Source organism: Microbispora sp. H13382 (assembly GCF_014161445.1).
Taxonomy (GTDB): domain Bacteria; phylum Actinomycetota; class Actinomycetes; order Streptosporangiales; family Streptosporangiaceae; genus Microbispora.
This window is the reverse complement of the sequence record NZ_JABBXA010000009.1, coordinates 19,662-35,888: the sequence shown is the minus strand read 5'-3', so window position 1 is coordinate 35,888 and position 16,227 is coordinate 19,662. Positions and strand designations below refer to the sequence as shown.

The 16,227-nt window shown below is 69.9% G+C and carries 19 protein-coding genes; 2 read left to right on the top strand and 17 right to left on the bottom strand.

The genetic code is table 11. The features are described from left to right. Positions 1-24 precede the first annotated feature (24 nt). The 14 genes from nuoK to HHX41_RS19190 all read right to left on the bottom strand — a co-directional run bounded on the left by nuoK (position 25) and on the right by HHX41_RS19190 (position 12,825). Entirely contained in the window at positions 25-321 is a 297-nt protein-coding gene (nuoK, locus tag HHX41_RS19255; protein ID WP_030506864.1) for an NADH-quinone oxidoreductase subunit NuoK, read from the bottom strand. Continuing rightward, on the bottom strand, positions 318-1,235 hold the full coding sequence (locus tag HHX41_RS19250; protein ID WP_182907083.1) for an NADH-quinone oxidoreductase subunit J: 918 nt from the start codon (positions 1,233-1,235) through the stop codon (positions 318-320). Before HHX41_RS19250 ends, nuoK begins: the two co-directional genes overlap by 4 nt. Further along, entirely contained in the window at positions 1,228-1,743 is a 516-nt protein-coding gene (nuoI, locus tag HHX41_RS19245) for an NADH-quinone oxidoreductase subunit NuoI (protein WP_139574090.1), read from the bottom strand. The genes HHX41_RS19250 and nuoI overlap by 8 nt, the downstream gene beginning before the upstream one ends. Beyond that, positions 1,730-3,091 (bottom strand): NADH-quinone oxidoreductase subunit NuoH, encoded by a 1,362-nt coding sequence (nuoH, locus tag HHX41_RS19240; RefSeq protein WP_182907082.1) that lies wholly within the window; start codon positions 3,089-3,091, stop codon positions 1,730-1,732. Before nuoH ends, nuoI begins: the two co-directional genes overlap by 14 nt. Then, complete coding sequence (locus HHX41_RS19235; RefSeq protein WP_220504255.1) at positions 3,088-5,442, bottom strand: NADH-quinone oxidoreductase subunit G; 2,355 nt, start codon at positions 5,440-5,442, stop codon at positions 3,088-3,090. Before HHX41_RS19235 ends, nuoH begins: the two co-directional genes overlap by 4 nt. 38 nt (positions 5,443-5,480) lie before the next feature. Continuing rightward, the gene (gene nuoF, locus HHX41_RS19230; RefSeq protein WP_169980978.1) at positions 5,481-6,767 is read right to left on the bottom strand and encodes an NADH-quinone oxidoreductase subunit NuoF; all 1,287 of its coding nucleotides are present in this window, start codon (positions 6,765-6,767) and stop codon (positions 5,481-5,483) included. A gap of 88 nt (positions 6,768-6,855) precedes the next feature. Continuing rightward, the gene (gene nuoE, locus HHX41_RS19225; protein WP_169980976.1) at positions 6,856-7,593 is read right to left on the bottom strand and encodes an NADH-quinone oxidoreductase subunit NuoE; all 738 of its coding nucleotides are present in this window, start codon (positions 7,591-7,593) and stop codon (positions 6,856-6,858) included. Next, on the bottom strand, positions 7,590-8,906 hold the full coding sequence (locus HHX41_RS19220) for an NADH-quinone oxidoreductase subunit D (RefSeq protein ID WP_169980974.1): 1,317 nt from the start codon (positions 8,904-8,906) through the stop codon (positions 7,590-7,592). The genes nuoE and HHX41_RS19220 overlap by 4 nt, the downstream gene beginning before the upstream one ends. Before the next feature lie 43 nt (positions 8,907-8,949). Further along, the gene (locus HHX41_RS19215; RefSeq protein WP_169980972.1) at positions 8,950-9,615 is read right to left on the bottom strand and encodes an NADH-quinone oxidoreductase subunit C; all 666 of its coding nucleotides are present in this window, start codon (positions 9,613-9,615) and stop codon (positions 8,950-8,952) included. Then, positions 9,612-10,163 carry an NADH-quinone oxidoreductase subunit B family protein gene (locus tag HHX41_RS19210; RefSeq protein WP_169980970.1) on the bottom strand — a complete coding sequence of 184 codons (552 nt, stop codon included), beginning with the start codon at positions 10,161-10,163 and terminating at the stop codon, positions 9,612-9,614. The genes HHX41_RS19215 and HHX41_RS19210 overlap by 4 nt, the downstream gene beginning before the upstream one ends. 2 nt (positions 10,164-10,165) lie before the next feature. After that, positions 10,166-10,525 (bottom strand): NADH-quinone oxidoreductase subunit A, encoded by a 360-nt coding sequence (locus HHX41_RS19205; protein WP_079315519.1) that lies wholly within the window; start codon positions 10,523-10,525, stop codon positions 10,166-10,168. A 2-nt stretch (positions 10,526-10,527) separates the two neighbouring features. Then, complete coding sequence (locus tag HHX41_RS19200; protein ID WP_182907080.1) at positions 10,528-10,689, bottom strand: hypothetical protein; 162 nt, start codon at positions 10,687-10,689, stop codon at positions 10,528-10,530. Then, the gene (locus HHX41_RS19195) at positions 10,686-11,939 is read right to left on the bottom strand and encodes a geranylgeranyl reductase family protein (RefSeq protein WP_310742066.1); all 1,254 of its coding nucleotides are present in this window, start codon (positions 11,937-11,939) and stop codon (positions 10,686-10,688) included. Before HHX41_RS19195 ends, HHX41_RS19200 begins: the two co-directional genes overlap by 4 nt. A gap of 163 nt (positions 11,940-12,102) precedes the next feature. Then, entirely contained in the window at positions 12,103-12,825 is a 723-nt protein-coding gene (locus HHX41_RS19190) for a demethylmenaquinone methyltransferase (RefSeq protein WP_182907079.1), read from the bottom strand. Between the two features lie 218 nt (positions 12,826-13,043). Between HHX41_RS19190 and HHX41_RS19185 the strand changes: the two genes are divergently transcribed. Beyond that, complete coding sequence (locus HHX41_RS19185) at positions 13,044-14,174, top strand: hypothetical protein (protein ID WP_310742065.1); 1,131 nt, start codon at positions 13,044-13,046, stop codon at positions 14,172-14,174. Here the strand turns inward: HHX41_RS19185 and HHX41_RS19180 are convergent. Beyond that, entirely contained in the window at positions 14,171-14,380 is a 210-nt protein-coding gene (locus tag HHX41_RS19180) for a DUF4229 domain-containing protein (protein WP_169980964.1), read from the bottom strand. The two genes, HHX41_RS19185 and HHX41_RS19180, sit on opposite strands and share 4 nt — an antisense overlap. A gap of 259 nt (positions 14,381-14,639) precedes the next feature. Here HHX41_RS19180 and HHX41_RS19175 point away from each other — a divergent pair, with 259 nt between their 5' ends. Next, positions 14,640-14,861: a BldC family transcriptional regulator gene (locus HHX41_RS19175; protein WP_079315524.1), complete on the top strand. Its 222-nt coding sequence runs from the start codon at positions 14,640-14,642 to the stop codon at positions 14,859-14,861. A 113-nt stretch (positions 14,862-14,974) separates the two neighbouring features. On the opposite strand, the gene HHX41_RS19170 is transcribed toward HHX41_RS19175, so the two are convergent. Both HHX41_RS19170 and HHX41_RS19165 read right to left on the bottom strand, forming a co-directional pair. Next, positions 14,975-15,211, bottom strand: a complete 237-nt coding sequence (locus HHX41_RS19170; RefSeq protein ID WP_030506849.1) for a hypothetical protein — start codon at positions 15,209-15,211, stop codon at positions 14,975-14,977. 9 nt (positions 15,212-15,220) lie between these two features. Next, positions 15,221-15,946 carry a hypothetical protein gene (locus HHX41_RS19165; RefSeq protein ID WP_169980963.1) on the bottom strand — a complete coding sequence of 242 codons (726 nt, stop codon included), beginning with the start codon at positions 15,944-15,946 and terminating at the stop codon, positions 15,221-15,223. Positions 15,947-16,227: the final 281 nt, after the last annotated feature.

Sequence of the window (16,227 nt, the reverse complement as noted above, 5' to 3'; positions counted from 1 at the left end):
CTCAGCGGGTTCCACGGCCACCTCTTAGTACTTCAGCAGGCTGACGTCGTCGACCGACGCGGACCTGCGGGTTCGGAAGATCGTCACGATGATGGCCAGGCCGATGACCACCTCGGCGGCGGCCACGATCATCACGAAGAACGCGATGAGCTGGCCGTCGAGGTTGCCGTTCTGCCGGGCGAAGGTGACGAACGCCAGGTTGCAGGCGTTGAGCATGAGCTCGACGCACATGAACACCACGATGGCGTTGCGCCGTACGAGCACGCCGACGCCGCCGATCGCGAACAGCAGCGCGGAGAGCACCAGGTAGTGCGTGGTCACTTGCCGTCCTCCTCGCTCCGGGCGTCAGCGCGGGCGCTGACGACCCGGCCGGCCACGACGCCCTCTTCCACCGGGCCCTCTTCGGCCATGGGCTCGGTGTCGGGACCGCCGTCCCTGGCCTCGTCGGCGACCGTCGGGGTGCTGTGCCCGTTGGCCCGCTGGGCGGCCTCCTCCTGCTCCAGCACGCGGGCGACCTCCGGGGGCAGGATGCCCTGGGACTCCTCGTACCGGGCGATGTACCGGTTGACCGACAGCGGCGAGACGGACCCGTCGGGCAGCAGCGCCGGCATGTCGATGGCGTTGTGCCGGGCGTAGGTGCCGGGGCCGGGCAGCGGCGCCGGGTTCTTGCCCGTCCTGCCGAAGGCGACGAAGCGCTGCCGGGACAGGTCCTTCTGGGTCGGCTTGGGCTCGCTGCGCTCCCGGTGCGCGAGCACCATCGCGCCGAGCGCGGCCGTGATCAGCAGCGCCGAGGTCACCTCGAAGGCGAACACGTGGCGCGTGAAGATCAGCTCGGCCAGGGAGGGCACGTTGCCCGCCTGGGTGGCGGCGGTCAGGCCCCTGGGGGCGCCGACGACCGCGTTGCCGATGCCGGCCGCGAGCAGGACGGCGAAGCCGAGCCCGCCCACGATGGCCCAGAACCGCTGGCCCCTGATCGTCTCCACGAGGGAGTCGGACGAGTCCACGCCCACGAGCATGAGCACGAACAGGAACAGCATCATGACCGCGCCGGTGTAGACGATGATCTGCACCGCCGCCAGGAACGGAGCGTCCTGAACCGCGTACAGCACCGCCAGCGAGAGCATGACGACGCCGAGCATGAGGGCCGAGTAGACGGCCCTGCGGCTGAAGACGAGTCCGAGCGCGGCGATCACCGAGACGACCGCGAGCACCCAGAACGTGATGGACTCACCCATTGCTTCGACCCAACCGGTAGTAGTCCTCCTCGGTCTCGCCGAGGCGCATCGGGTGGGGCGGCTGCTCCATGCCCGGCCCCAGCGGCGCGAGGAGCATCTCCTTGGTGTAGATCAGCGACTCGCGGCTGGAGTCGGCGAGCTCGTACTCGTTGGTCATCGTGAGCGCCCGGGTGGGACACGCCTCGATGCACAGCCCGCAGAGGATGCAGCGCAAATAGTTGATCTGGTAGACGCGGCCGTACCGCTCACCCGGCGAGAAACGCTCCTCGTCGGTGTTGTCGCCGCCCTCCACGTAGATGGCGTCGGCCGGGCAGGCCCAGGCGCACAGCTCACAGCCGACGCACTTCTCCAGCCCGTCGGGCCACCGGTTCAGCTGGTGCCTCCCGTGGAAGCGCGGCGCGGTGGGCCGCTTCTCCTCGGGATAGTTGACGGTCACCGGCTTCTTGAACATGTGGTGGAAGGTGACGCCGAATCCCTTGATCGGGTTCAGCCAATCAGTTGCTCCCACTGGTCACCTCCTTGGCGGCGTCGGAATTGAGACGCGCGGCGGGCACGACTCCGTGATAGTGCGGGGCGTCGAGCGGCGGCACGGGGAACCCGCCCGCGACCGGCTCCTCCCGCAGCTGCTCGAACTCCTCCTCGATCTGGGCGGCCTTCGCCTCCTTGCGGCGCTGGTTGACCGTGTCGAACCGGAGCCAGATCGCGAGGGCGCCGACGATGACGACCGCGCCGATGGTCATGACGACCGCACGGTTGCTGTCCGGCAGGCGCAGCGCCTTGAACGTGGCGGCCATCAGGATCCAGGCCAGGTTGACCGGGATGAGCACCTTCCAGCCGAAGGCCATGAGCTGGTCGTACCGGACACGCGGCAGCGAGGCGCGGACCCAGACGAAGAAGCCGAAGGCGATCACCAGCTTGATGAAGAACCACAGCAGCGGCCACCAGCCGGAGTTCGCGCCGTCCCACATGGAGATCGGCCACGGGGCCCGCCAGCCGCCGAAGAACAGCGTGATCGCCATCGCCGAGACCGTGAAGATGTTCACGTACTCGGCGAGCATGAACATCGCGAACTTCAGCGAGGAGGAGTACTCGGTGTGGAAGCCGCCGACCAGCTCGCCCTCACCCTCGGGGAGGTCGAAGGGCACGCGGTTCGTCTCACCCAGCATCGTGATCGCGTAGATCAGGAAGGACGGGACCAGCGAGACCACGTACCAGGACGGCATGGGGATGGACAGCGCGCCGATGTCCCAGGTGCCGCCGCCCGCCTGCTTCGCCACGATCTCGTGGGTGGACAGCGTGCCCGCCTGGAGGAACACCGCGACGAACGACAGGCCCATCGCGATCTCGTACGACACGACCTGGGCGGCCGAGCGCAGCCCGCCCAGCACGGCGTACGGCGAGCGGGAGCCCCACCCGGCGAGCACGATGCCGTAGACCCCGATCGAGGCGGTGGCCAGGACCAGCAGCACCGCGACCGGCAGGTCGGTGAGCTGCAGCGGCGTCCGGTGGCCGAACATCGAGACCACCGGCCCGAACGGCACCACCGAGAAGGCCAGGAAGGCGGGCACGGCGATGATTACCGGGGCGAGAAGGTAGATCACCTTGTCCACGGTGCGTGGCATGATGTCTTCCTTCAGGCCCATCTTCAGGCCGTCGGCCACCGACTGCAGCAGGCCGAACTTCCCGGCCCGGTTGGGGCCGTAACGGTGCTGCATGCGCGAGATGAGCTTGCGCTCGGTCCACACGCCGAACAGCACGCCCAGCATCAGGAACACGAAGATCGCGACGGCCTTGATGATGATGATCCACAGGGGATCGTGGCCGAAGTCGCTCCAGGTGGGTCCGGGGTTGTTCACGAGACGCTCCCGATCTTTACGACGTCTCCGGCGACCGCGCGCAGGTCGCGCGTGACCGACAGGCCGGCGGAGTTGGACGGCACCCACACGACACGGTCGGGCAGGTCCGCGACGCGCACCGGCACGACCACGTCGTCACCGATGGTGATCTTTCCGCCGTCGACTGCGCCGATCTCGGCGGCCGTCGCCTCCGACAGCAGCGCCGCCACCGAGCGGGCGGTCCCCGCCAGGTAGGGCTCGCCGTCCTGCAGCCGGCCGTCGTCGAGCAGCAGGTGCCAGGTCGCCAGCACGGCCTCGCCCGCCTGCGGCTCCCTGGCCGCGCGGCCCGTCACCGCGGGCGCGGCCGGGCGGGAGCCCTTCCAGGAGCCGAGCGCGGCCATCTCCCGCCGGGCGGCGGCGGGGTCGGGCAGGCCGAGGTGGACGTCCATCTGGTCGGCGATCGAGGCGATGGCGCGCAGGTCGCTCATCAGCCCGGGGACGGCCGTGGCCACACCGAACGAGCGGCCCCTGCCCTCCCAGTCGACGAACGTGCCGGACTTCTCGGCCACCGCGGCGACCGGCAGGACCACGTCGGCCCGGTCGGTGACCGCGCTGGCGCGGATCTCCAGGCTGACGATGAACGGCGTGTTCTCCAGCGCCGCCAGGGCCCGGGCCGGGTCGGGCAGGTCGTAGGGGTCCACACCCGCCACGACCAGCGCGTCGACCTCGTCGTTGAGCGCGGCCTCGATGATGCCCGCCGTGTCGCGGCCCGGCGCGTCCGGCAGCGAGCCGACGCCCCACACCCTGGCGACCTCCGCGCGGGCGGCCTCGTCGGAGGCCGGGCGGCCGATCGGCAGCAGGCCCGGCAGCGCGCCCGCCTCCAGCGCGCCGCGCTCACCGGCCCGGCGCGGCACCCAGGCGAGCCGCGCGCCGGTGGCCTGCGTGAGCCGTACGAGCGCGGACAGGGCGCCGGGGGCGGTGGCGAGCCGCTCGCCGGCGAGGACGATCGAGCCGGCGGGCAGCACGTCGCCGCCGACGAGGTCTCCGAGCGCCTCCGCCTCGGCGCCGGGCGCGGTGCGGATCAGCGTGCCCTGCATCTTGGCCAGGCCCGGCGTGGCGAACGGCGCGAGCGAGTAGACCTTCAGGCCCCGCTTGCGCGCCGCCTTGCGCAGGCGCAGGAAGACGATCGGCGACTCCTCCTCGGGCTCGAACCCGGCCAGGAGCACGGCCGGGGCCGTCTCCAGGTCGGCGTAGGAGACCTCGATGCCCTTGCCGGCGACGGCGTGGGCGAGGAAGCGCGCCTCCTCCTCGGAGTGCGGGCGGGCCCGGAAGTCGATGTCGTTGGTGCCGAGGGCGATCCGGGCGAACTTGCTGTAGGCGTAGGCGTCCTCGACCGTGAGCCGCCCGCCGACCAGCACGCCGGCCTTGCCGCGAGCCCGCAGCAGGCCCTCGGCCGCGACGGCCAGCGCGTCCGGCCAGGAGGTCGGGACGAGCTTGCCGCTCTCGTCACGGACCAGCGGCGACCGCAGGCGGTCGGGCGCGGTGGCGTACGTGAAGGCCCAGCGGCCCTTGTCGCAGTTCCACTCCTCGTTGACCTGCGGGTCGTCCCCGGCCAGGCGGCGGGTGACCTTGCCCCGGCGGTGGTCGGTGCGCAGCGAGCAGCCCGACGCGCAGTGCTCGCACGCGCTCGGCGTGGAGACCAGGTCGAACGGGCGGGAGCGGAACCGGTAGGCCGCGCCGGTCAGCGCGCCCACCGGGCAGATCTGGATGGTGTTGCCCGAGAAGTAGGACTGGAACGGCTCGCCCTCGGCGACGCCCACCTGCTCCTTGGCCCCGCGCTCGAAGAAGTCGATGAGCGGGTCACCGGCGATCTGCTCGGAGAAGCGGATGCAGCGCGCGCACTGGATGCAGCGCTCGCGGTCGAGCAGCACCTCGCTCGACAGCGGGATGGGCTTCTCGAACGTCCGCTTCTGCTCGACGAACCGGCTCTCGCCCTGGCCGTTCGACATGGCCTGGTTCTGCAGGGGGCACTCGCCGCCCTTGTCGCAGACCGGGCAGTCGAGCGGGTGGTTCAGCAGCAGCATCTCCATCACGCCGCGCTGGGCCTTCTCGGCCACCGGCGAGGTGAGCTGCGTCTTGACCACCATGCCATCGGCGACCTCGATCGCGCAGGACGGCTGCGGCTTGGGGAAGCCGCGGCCGTTGCCCGCGTCGGGGATGTCGACCAGGCACTGGCGGCAGTTGGCCGCCGGCGAGAGCAGCGGGTGGTCGCAGAACCGGGGGATCTGGATCCCCAGCAGCTCCGCGGCCCGGATGATCAGCGTGCCCTTCGGGACGCTGATCTGGAAGCCGTCGATGGTCAGGGTGACCATGTCCACGACCGGCTGCTCCGGCTGCGTCGTCTGAACTGTCACTTGGACCCCCACACCGTGGAAGCGGCGGGATCGAACGGGCAGCCGCCGATCTCGAAGTGCTTGAGGTATTCGTCGCGGAAGTGCTTCACCGACGAGTGGATCGGGCTCGTCGCGCCGTCGCCGAGGGCGCAGAACGAACGGCCGAGGATGTTGTCGGCGATGTCGGTGATGGTGGCCAGGTCGTCCTCGGTGCCCTGGCCCTTCTCCAGCCGCTTGAGCACCTGCTTGAGCCAGTAGGTGCCCTCACGGCAGGGCGTGCACTTGCCGCAGGACTCGTGCGCGTAGAACTCGGTCCACCGCATCACCGCGCGGACCACGCAGGTCGTCTCGTCGAAGATCTGCAGGGCGCGGGTGCCCAGCATCGAGCCCTTGGCCCCGACCGACTCGAAGTCGAGCGGCACGTCGAGGTGCTCGGCCGTGAAGATCGGCGTCGAGGAGCCTCCCGGCGTCCAGAACTTCAGCTCGTGGCCCTCGCGGATGCCGCCCGCCATGTCGAGCAGCTCGCGCAGCGTGATGCCCAGCGGGGCCTCGTACTGGCCCGGCCGGGTCACGTGGCCCGACAGCGAGAAGATGCCGAAGCCCTTGGACTTCTCGGTGCCCATCCCGGCGAACCAGTCGGCGCCATTGGCGATGATGCTCGGCACGCTCGCGATCGACTCGACGTTGTTGACCACCGTCGGGGAGGCGTACAGGCCGGCGACCGCCGGGAAGGGCGGCTTGAGCCGGGGCTGGCCGCGGTAGCCCTCCAGCGAGTCGAGCAGCGCGGTCTCCTCGCCGCAGATGTACGCCCCGGCGCCGCTGTGCACGACGAGTTCGAGGTCGTAGCCCGAGCCGAAGATGTCCGTCCCGAGGTAACCCTTCTCGTACGCCTCACGGACCGCGGCCTGCACCCGGCGGATGACGTGGACCACCTCGCCGCGGATGTAGATGAACGCGTGGTTGGCCCGGATGGCGTAGGACGCGATGATCACGCCTTCGACCAGCGCGTGCGGGTTGGCCATCATGAGCGGGATGTCCTTGCAGGTCCCCGGCTCCGACTCGTCGGCGTTGACGACGAGGTAGTGGGCCTTGCCGTCGCCCTGCGGGATGAAGCCCCACTTCATGCCGGTGGGGAAGCCCGCGCCGCCGCGGCCGCGCAGGCCCGAGTCCTTCACCGCCTGGATGACGGCGTCGGGGTCCATGCCCAGGGCCTTCTTGGCGGCCGCGTACTCGCCGTACCCGTCGAGGGTGAACGAGTCGTCCTGGTCCCAGTTCCTCGTCAGGATCGGCGTAAGCTGTGTCATTTGGTCGCTCACCGCTCCTCGTTCGCTGCGCGGGCCGCTCGTACCTCGCGGACCGCTCCGCTCACTGCGTCGGGTTCTCTCCGCGTTGTCATTCCGAGCTCCCCTCGGCCTTGGGGGCCTCCCAGCCGTTGGCCTTGGCGACCTTCAGGCCCTCCAGCGACGGGCCGGCGGCCGACGGGCCCTCGGCGGCCTGGCCGTCGGGGAAGCCGGCGAGGACCCGGGACGCCTCCTTGAACGTGCACAGCCGGCGCGGGCCGCGCGTGGGCGCGACCTCCTTGCCAGCGCGCAGGTCGTCGACGAGCTGCCTGGCCGACTCCGGGGTCTGGTTGTCGAAGAACTCCCAGTTGACCATCATGACCGGCGCGAAGTCGCAGGCGGCGTTGCACTCCAGCCGCTCCAGCGTGATCTTGCCGTCCTCGGTGGTCTCGTCGTGGCCGACGCCCACGTGCTCGCTGAGCTCTTCCCAGATCTGGTCGCCGCCCATGACCGCGCACAGCGTGTTGATGCAGACGCCGACGTTGTACTCGCCGGCCGGCTTGCGCTTGTACATGGTGTAGAAGGTCGCGACGCCGACGACCTCGGCCTTGGACAGGCCCAGCATCTCGGCGCAGAACTCCTGCCCGGCGTCGGAGATGTAGCCGTCCTCCGACTGCACCAGGTGCAGCAGCGGCAGCAGCGCCGAACGCGGCCGGGGGTAGCGGCCGATGATCTCCTTGGCGTCCGTCTCCAGACGCTCGCGGACCTCGGGCGCGTAACCCGTGCTCATGGTCGCGCTCCCCTCCTCATTCGCAACGCGGGCGGCCTGAACCGGCGGCTTGCCGCTCATCGGTCCACACCTCCCATGACCGGGTCGATCGAGGCGACCGCGGAGATGACGTCGGCGACCATGCCGCCCTCGCACGTCGCGGGCACCGCCTGCAGGTTCGTGAACGACGGGTCGCGGAAGTGGACCCGGTAGGGCCGGGTGCCGCCGTCGCTGACCACGTGCGCGCCCAGCTCGCCACGCGGCGACTCGACCGAGGCGTACGCCTGCCCGGCCGGCACCCGGAAGCCCTCGGTCACCAGCTTGAAGTGGTGGATCAGGGCCTCCATCGAGCTGCCCATGATGTGGGCGATGTGGTCGGGCGAGTTGCCGAGGCCGTCGGGGCCGAGCGCGAGCTGCGACGGCCAGCCGATCTTCTTGTCCTCGATCATCACCGGGCCGCCCTTGAGCGGGCCGGACAGGCGGTCGAGCGCCTGCTCGACGATCTTGAGGGACTCCTCCATCTCGGCCATGCGCACGAGATAACGGCCGTACACGTCGCAGGTGTTCTGTGTCGCCACCTCGAACTCGTACGTCTCGTAGCCGCAGTAGGGCTGAGACTTGCGCAGGTCCCACGGCAGGCCGGCGGCGCGCAGCATGGGCCCGGTGATCCCGAGCGCCATGCACCCGGTCAGGTCGAGGTAGGCCACGTCCTTGGTGCGCCGGGTGTAGACCGGGTTGGCGTCGAGGAGCTTGCGCATCTCCTTGATCCGCCCCGGCATGATCTTGAGGAACTCGCCGATCTTGTCGACGGCGCCGGCCGGCAGGTCGACGCTGACGCCGCCCGGCCGGACGTACGCCATGTTCATCCGCAGACCGGTGATGTACTCCATCAGGTCGAGCACCATCTCGCGCTCGCGGAAGCCGAACAGCATCGGCGTCGTCGCGCCCAGCTCCAACCCGAACGTCGCGATCGCGACGAGGTGGGAGGAGATCCGGGTGAGCTCCATCGTCAGGACCCGGAGGGCCTGCGCCCGATCCGGGATCCTGTCGGTGATCCCGAGAAGCTTCTCGACCCCCATGCAGTAGGCGGTCTCGTTGAAGATCGGCGCGAGATAGTCCATGCGGGTGACGAACGTGACCCCCTGGGTCCACGTCCGGTACTCCATGTTCTTCTCGATGCCGGTGTGCAGGTAGCCGATCACCGTGCGGGCCTCGGTCACGGTCTCGCCGTCGAGGGTCAGCACGAGCCGGAGCACACCGTGCGTCGACGGGTGCTGCGGGCCCATGTTGACGACGAGGCGTTCCTCGGCCGACTCGCTGACGGTCTTGACCAGTTCGTCCCAGTCCTGACCGGCGACGTCGTAGATCCGGCCCTCGGTCTCGGTGGTGCTCACGACGCTCTCCTCGCTGCCCTCGTCCAGTCGTGCAGGTCGACGCTCACGAGTACGACCTCCTCCGGTCCGGCGCGGGGACCTCGGCGCCGCGGTACTCCACCGGAATGCCGCCGAGCGGGTAGTCCTTGCGCTGCGGGTGCCCCTCCCAGTCGTCCGGCATCTCGATCCGGGTCAGCGCCGGGTGGCCGTCGAAGACGATTCCGAAGAAGTCGTACGTCTCGCGCTCGTGCCAGTCGTGCGTGGGGTAGACCTGAACCGTGGAGGGGATGTGCGGGTCGGCGTCGGGGCAGGAGACCTCCACCCGGACGCGCCGGTTGTGCGTGATGGAGCACAGGTGGTAGACGGCGCGCAGCTCCGCACCGGTCTCCTCGGGGTAGTGGACCCCCGAGACGCCGAGCGACAGCTCGAACCGCAGCGCCGGGTCGTCACGCAGGTGCTTCATCACCTCGGGCAGCCGCTCGCGCCGCACGTGGAAGGTGATCTCCCCGCGGTCGACGACCACGCGCTCGATCGCGTCGGCGAACGCCGGCTCCAGCGCGTCGGCCACCTCGTCGAAGTACGACCCGTACGGCCGGCTGCTGGACAGCTTCGGCGGACGGCGGACGACCAGACGGTTGTAGCCGGAGGTGTCGCCGGTGTCCTTGACGCCGAACATGCCCCTGCGGGCGACGGGCTCCTCGGGCAGCCCGGGCAGGTTCTCGGTGGTCACTTCCCGGCCCCCTGGTCGATCAGCGGCAACGTGCGCAGCGCCTGGAGCTCGAGCTCCTCGATCTGCTTCTCGCGGTGCGCGCCGAACTTCATGTTCTGGATCTTGTCGTGTAGCTTCACGATGGCGTCGATCAGCATCTCCGGGCGCGGCGGGCAGCCGGGCAGGTAGATGTCGACCGGCACCACGTGGTCCACGCCCTGGACGATGGCGTAGTTGTTGAACATGCCGCCGCTGGACGCGCAGACGCCCATCGCGATGACCCACTTGGGCTCGGCCATCTGGTCGTAGATCTGGCGGAGGACGGGCGCCATCTTCTGCGACAGCCGGCCGGCCACGATCATGAGGTCGGCCTGCCGCGGGGAGGCGGAGGCACGCTCCATGCCGAAGCGGGCCAGGTCGTGCTTCGGGCCGCCGGTGGCCATCAGCTCGATGGCGCAGCACGCGAGACCGAAGGTCGCCGGCCAGACGGAGTTCTTCCGGGCCCAGCCCGCCACCTGCTCGACGGTGGTGAGGATGAACCCGCTCGGGAGTTTCTCTTCAAGACCCATGGCTAATCCCAATCGAGGCCGCGACGCCGCCACACGTAGGCGTACGCCACGAGAACGGTGACGATGAACAGCACCATCTCGACCAGCCCGAACACGCCGAGTTTGTCGAAGGCCACCGCCCACGGATAGAGGAAGATGATCTCGATGTCGAACACGATGAACAACATCGCGGTGATCATGTACTTCAGCGGGAATCGGCCGCCGCCGACCGGCTGCGGAGTGGGCTCGATGCCGCACTCGTAGGCGTCCAGCTTCGCGCGGTTCCAGCGCTTCGGCCCGGTGAATGGCGCGATGCTCACGGAGAACACGGCGAATCCCGCCGCGAGGACCGCGAGCACCACGATCGGCACATACAGCTCCATGGCTACATGTCCTCGCTTACTCGATGAATTTGGGCGATCACGAGAATGCCGGAGGGCGCGGCCGGCCGGGCGGCCACCTGCGGGGCCGGGGGCGACGTGCGCATCGTCTCGGTCATGCGGGCTTCAGTCATGCGGGCTTCAGTCATGCTGGCTTCGGCGATCATGATGGCGGAGCCACCTTGGACAGGGCGTTGATTATGCGGTCGGAGACGTCGCCCCGCCGGTCTGTGAGATTAGCGAGCAGCTTGAAGGCGAATCTCATCAGGGTGGGATGGGGCATCCCGTGCCGGGTGGCGAAGCTCATCACACCCGGCCTCCCGATCGCCTCCACGAACAGGCGGCCGAGGGTGAAGTATCCGCCATGGGCGTCTTTGAGCATACGGGGATACGCGAGTAATACGCGCTCACGCTGGGCGGGCGTCGGCCGGGACAGCGCCTGGACGATCACTTCGGCCGCGGTCCTGCCGGTCTCCATGGCGTACGCGATGCCCTCGCCGTTGAACGGGTTGATCGAGCCGCCCGCGTCGCCGACGAGAACCAGCCCGCGGGCGTAGTGCGGCTGCCGGTTGAAGCCCATCGGCAGCGCGGCGCCCCTGATCGGGCCCGTCATGTTCTCCTCGGTGAAGCCCCACTCCTCCGGAGTGTTCTTCATCCACCGCCGCAGCAGGTCGCGGTAGTCGATGTTCTTGAACGCCTCGCTGGTGTTCAGCAGGCCGAGGCCGACGTTGGAGGTACCGTCGCCGACGGGGAAGATCCAGCCGTAGCCGGGCAGCAGCCGGTCACCGTCCCAGAGCTCGAGCCACGTCTCCAGGTAGTCGTCGTCGTGGCGGGGGCTCTTGTAGTAGGTGCGCACCGCCACGCCCATCGGGCGGTCCTCACGCTTGTGCAGGCCCAACGCGATCGACAGCCGGGTCGAGTTGCCGTCGGCCGCCACCACGAGCCGCGAGCGGTAGGACACCTCCTCGCCGTCCGCCTTGGCCGTCACGCCCACGACGTGGCCGCTGCGCTCGTCGAGCAGTGGGCCTGTAACGTTCACGCCCTCGCGCAGCCGGACGCCCGCGCGCTCGGCGTGCCTGGCGAGGATCTGGTCGAAGTCGGCGCGGGTGCGCACGAGGCCGAAGTCGGGGTAGCTCGACAGCTCGGGCCAGTCGAGTTCGAGGCGCACGCCGCCGCCGTAGACGCGCAGCCCCTTGTTCCTGATCCAGCCGGGCGCGTCGATGTCGACGCCCATGGCGACGAGTTCCTTCACCGCCCGCGGGGTCAGTCCGTCACCGCAGACCTTCTCCCTGGGGAAGCGCGTCTTCTCCAGGAGCAGCACGTCGAGACCGGCGCGGGCGAGGTGAAAGGCCGTCGTGGCGCCCGCGGGGCCCGCGCCGACGACGATGACGTCGGCGTCGACCTCTCTCCGCGTCACGCGGGTTCGCTCACTCACGGGGGACCTGTCCGTTCCAGGGAAGGAAGGCCTCGAAATTGGTTTAGACCTTCGTGCCTTTGTGAACAACTTCACAAACTGTCGCGCCGCAGTCTAACCCCTATCCGGGGCGAAGTGTCAGAGGGGTATGGCCAAGCACGTCTCATCACGCTTTGACCGCCCGGTGCAGGGCCACGATGCCGAGCGTGAGGTTGCGCCAGGCCACCTTCCGCCAGCCCGCCCCCTGGATGATCCGCGCCAGCGCCTCCTGGTCCGGCCAGGCCCGGATCGACTCGGCGAGGTACTCGTAGGACTCGGGATTCGAGCTGACCATCCGGGCCACCGGCGGCAGCAGCTTCATTAGGTACTGCGAGTAGACGAGGTCGAACGACTTCGGCGTCGGCCTGGAGAACTCGCAGATCACCAGCCGGCCGCCCGGGCGGGTCACCCGCAGCATCTCGCCCAGCGCCTGTTCGGTGTCGGCCACGTTGCGCAGGCCGAAGGAGATCGTCACGGCGTCGAACGTCTCGTCGCGGAACGGCAGGCGCAGCGCGTCGCCCGCGACGAACGTCACCCCGCGCACGCCCCCGCCGTACAGACCGGAACCGCCGCGCCGCTCGACGCCGGTGCGGAGCATGCCGAGCGAGAAGTCGCACGCGATCGCCCGCGCCCCGAGCGCGGTGAACGCGTCGGTCGAGGTGCCGGTGCCCGCGGCGAGGTCGAGAACCAGCTCGCCGGGCCCCGCGTCGATCGCCGCCGCGGTGGCCTTCCGCCACAGGCGGTCCTGGCCGAGCGAGAGGACGTCGTTGACCAGGTCGTAGCGCCGGGCCGTGCGATCGAACATCGCGGCGACCTCGTGCGGCTGCTTGTCCAGCGATGCGCGCGTCATGCAGGCAAGCCTAGGACGCGACGGGCGTGCCCCCTCACCACCGCCACCGGATGAGCGGAACGTAGTTCTCCGATTACGTTGAGTCTGCTAGAAATTGGGGAATGCGCGTCACCACCGCACTGCTTCCGGTCGCATCGCTCGTCACATGCGCCGCCCTTCTCCCAGCCGCCACGGCGTCCGCCGGCATCCGGCAGCCCCGCGCGGTGTCGGAGAATCCGGTGGACACCACACCGCACGTGCTCGACGGCATCGTGACCGCGTTCGCGCTGGTCGGCCGCACCGTCGTGGTGGGTGGCGAGTTCAGCGCGGTCCGCGAGGCCCGGGGCGGGGAGGACCTGCCGCGGGCGAACGTCTTCGCCTTCGACCTCTACACCGGGCGCGTCCTGCGCGACTTCGCGCCGGACCTCGACGGGCCGGTGGCCGCGCTGGCCGCCGGTCCCGGCGACACGGTCTTCGTGGGCGGCGCCTTCAACGTGCCCTCCCGGGCCCTGGTCCGCCTCCGCGTGTCCGACGGCGCCGTCGACGACGATTTCTCCGCCCCCGTCTACGGCGGGGACGTCACCAGCCTGGTACAGCTGGGCGGCGCGCTCTACGTGGGCGGCGACTTCAGCAGGATCGGCCGGAGCCCGCGCACCGCGCTGGCCCGGGTGGACGCCGAGACCGGCGCGGTCGACCCCCGGTTCACCGTCACGCCCGGCGACGGGCGCCGCGGCGATCCGCGGATCTACGCGATGGCCGCCGTCCGCGACCGCTTAGTGGTGGACGGCTCGTTCACCACGCTCGACGGCCTGCGCCGCCCGCAGCTCGGCGTGATCGACCTGACGACCGGGCGGGTGGCCGACTGGCACACCGAGGCGTACGCCCCGGCGTGCAAGCCGGACTTCCCGTCGTACGTGCGCGGGCTCGACCTGTCCCCGGACGGGCGCTACTTCGTGGTCGTCACGACCGGCGGGGCGGCGCGCGGCACCTCGAAGCTGTGCGACTCGGCCGCCAGGTTCGAGACGTACGCGAAGGGCGAGGCGATCCGCCCGACCTGGGTGAACCTGACCGGAGGCGACTCCCTGTACGCGGTCGCGGTCACGGGGTCCGCCGTCTACGTGGGCGGACACCAGCGCTGGCTGGACAACCCGCGCGGCGCCGACACGGCGGGCCGGGGGGCGGTCCACCGGCCCGGCATCGGGGCGATCGACCCGGTCAGGGGCAGGGCGCTGCGCTGGAACCCGACGAGGGAAAGGGGAATCGGGGTAAAGGCCTTCCTGACCGTAAAGACAGGTCTTTTGGTGGGAAGCGACACGACGGAGCTCGGGCATGAGTACCATGCCCGCGTCGGCATGTTCCCGGCGACCTAGTTCTTCCCCGTCTCCCGCCGTTTCCCGGCGATGCGCTCGCTCACCGCGTCGCGCTGTTTGGACAGCAGCACATAGCTGGCCAGACCGCTGACCAGGACGGCGAGCAGGAGAAGCGGGAACGACCGCAGGCCGACGAGATACAGGACGCCGAGAGCGACGGCGAACAGCCCGAGGCGTGAAAGGGTGTAAACGACAACCGGATGCACAGCGTCGAGGTTACGTCACCCTCCCGGCCCGCCCGTCTCTCTTCGCATCTGCTGCGGGCACTGCTAGTGTTCACAACAAGGCGCTTTTGTAAAGAAACACCCATGAGCGCCCCAAAGAGGCTCTATCATATAACAATCGGGCACTGAGCCGGTAACAACCCGTGATCTTCTCCGAAAACCACGGATAAATCAGGCTTCGCTCGGCACACTGGTTACCTGTCCGCCCGCTGCAGGACGCGGGACGCGAGGGGGAGAGATTGTGGAGAGTAGCAGCGAGCGACTGCTGACTCCTGGAGAGGTTGCCGCTCTCTTCAGGGTCGACCCGAAGACCGTGACCCGTTGGGCCGCGGCCGGGCGCATCAGCAGCATCCGTACCCCCGGGGGGCACAGGCGGTTCCGTGAATCGGAAGTGCACGCCCTCCTTCGCGGTGAGGACGTCCTCACGGCCGAAAGGCCGAACGGCGACTCCCCGCGAGTCTGACGCAGTACCAGCACCAGGTGATCCTGCGCGCTACCCGGACGCCGCAGGGTCACCGGAGTCAGTCCCACATCGAGTCTGCGTTCCCGGCCTGTCCTGCTCCCTTGCCGGGTACGTCAGTCCTGCTCCGCCTTGAAGGCCAGGAACGCCTGCTCGAGCGCGTCGTCGCCCTCACGCCAGCGGCGCCGGCGCTCGGCGTCCTCCTCCTCGGTGATCGACTCGGCCAGCCAGCGTTCGTAGTCGGGCTCGCCCGGCGCGACCTCCACGTACGCGTTGCCGATCAGGCGCCCGTCATCGGTGGTCAGTGACCGGGGCACGCGCAGCGTCCCGTCGCCGAGCCGGATCACGTACATCCGAATCACCTAGATTCCGTAACGCCGGTTGAAGAAGAGCATGACGTTGAGGGCCGTCCGCGTGTCGCCGCCCAGCATGTCGACCAGGGCCGGACGCTGCCGGGACGCGATCGCCGCGAACGCGTCGGCGAAGAACTCCTTGCGCCCCAGGCCGCCGGGCTGCCGGTGGAACGACGATGCGAACAGCGGCAGGCACTCCTCGTAGAGCGCCGCGAACTCCGGGGAGTCCGACACCCACTCTCCCGGACCCGCGTCCACGTCGTCCAGCGCATGCCCGACTTCGTGCATCATCACGTCGGGCGTCGGCGACGGCCGGTCCCCTACCACGATCTTGCGGTCGCCGTACGCGCCGGCGCAGATGTCCCAGGTGGCCCGTCCCGACGGCAGCGGCGCGCCGCGCAGGTAGCCCATGTCGTCCAGATCGGGCACCCCTCCGCGCCCGACGTAGATGCCTTCGAGCCCGATGGCGAGCTTGGTCTTGAGCTGCTCGGGCAGCCTCGCCAGGCTGTCCACGGCCCGTACGGCGTCGGCGGACGGAGGCCCTTCGGCGGCGTCCCACTCGCGGTACAGGATGCGTTCCAGGGGCCCGCAGTGCCGTCTGCCGTCGCGCAGGTCGGGTGCGTCGGGCGGGTGGGGCGCGGCCCGCGTCGGCAGGTCGTCGAGCTCGAAGTCCTGCCAGGTGTACTGCGGCCGGTCGTCCACCACGGGTGCGGTGACCGTGTGGACCCGGTCCACCGGCCGCTCCGGCGGCCAGCCGGCCGCCCATTCGCCGCCCCGCTGCGCATCCCACTGGGTGTCCCGCTCCGCGCGGCGGCCCTGCGGTCGCTCCGCGGGCCGGTCCCGGTCGCGTTCCGCCGCCCACTCGGAGGTTCGGTCGGAGGCCCGGTCGGAAGCACGCTCGGCAGCACGATCGCGAGGGCGTTCGGGGGCGTCCGTCCGGCGGTGGGAGGACAAATAGGGCCCTCGCTGCCACCACCGCGACCCCCGCCGGTGGCGGCCTCTGTCGCCCGGCTCCG

What these genes read in the sequence shown, in the direction of transcription:
- HHX41_RS19210 (WP_169980970.1), bottom strand. Translation starts at nt 10,163, where the DNA reads ATGGGTCTTGAAGAGAAACTCCCGAGCGGGTTCATCCTCACCACCGTC.
- nuoE (WP_169980976.1), bottom strand. Translation starts at nt 7,593, where the DNA reads ATGAGCGGCAAGCCGCCGGTTCAGGCCGCCCGCGTTGCGAATGAGGAG.
- HHX41_RS19200 (WP_182907080.1), bottom strand. Translation starts at nt 10,689, where the DNA reads ATGATCGCCGAAGCCAGCATGACTGAAGCCCGCATGACTGAAGCCCGC.
- HHX41_RS19250 (WP_182907083.1), bottom strand. Translation starts at nt 1,235, where the DNA reads ATGGGTGAGTCCATCACGTTCTGGGTGCTCGCGGTCGTCTCGGTGATC.
- HHX41_RS19235 (WP_220504255.1), bottom strand. Translation starts at nt 5,442, where the DNA reads ATGGTCACCCTGACCATCGACGGCTTCCAGATCAGCGTCCCGAAGGGC.
- HHX41_RS19205 (WP_079315519.1), bottom strand. Translation starts at nt 10,525, where the DNA reads ATGGAGCTGTATGTGCCGATCGTGGTGCTCGCGGTCCTCGCGGCGGGA.
- HHX41_RS19170 (WP_030506849.1), bottom strand. Translation starts at nt 15,211, where the DNA reads ATGTACGTGATCCGGCTCGGCGACGGGACGCTGCGCGTGCCCCGGTCA.
- nuoF (WP_169980978.1), bottom strand. Translation starts at nt 6,767, where the DNA reads ATGACACAGCTTACGCCGATCCTGACGAGGAACTGGGACCAGGACGAC.
- HHX41_RS19190 (WP_182907079.1), bottom strand. Translation starts at nt 12,825, where the DNA reads ATGACGCGCGCATCGCTGGACAAGCAGCCGCACGAGGTCGCCGCGATG.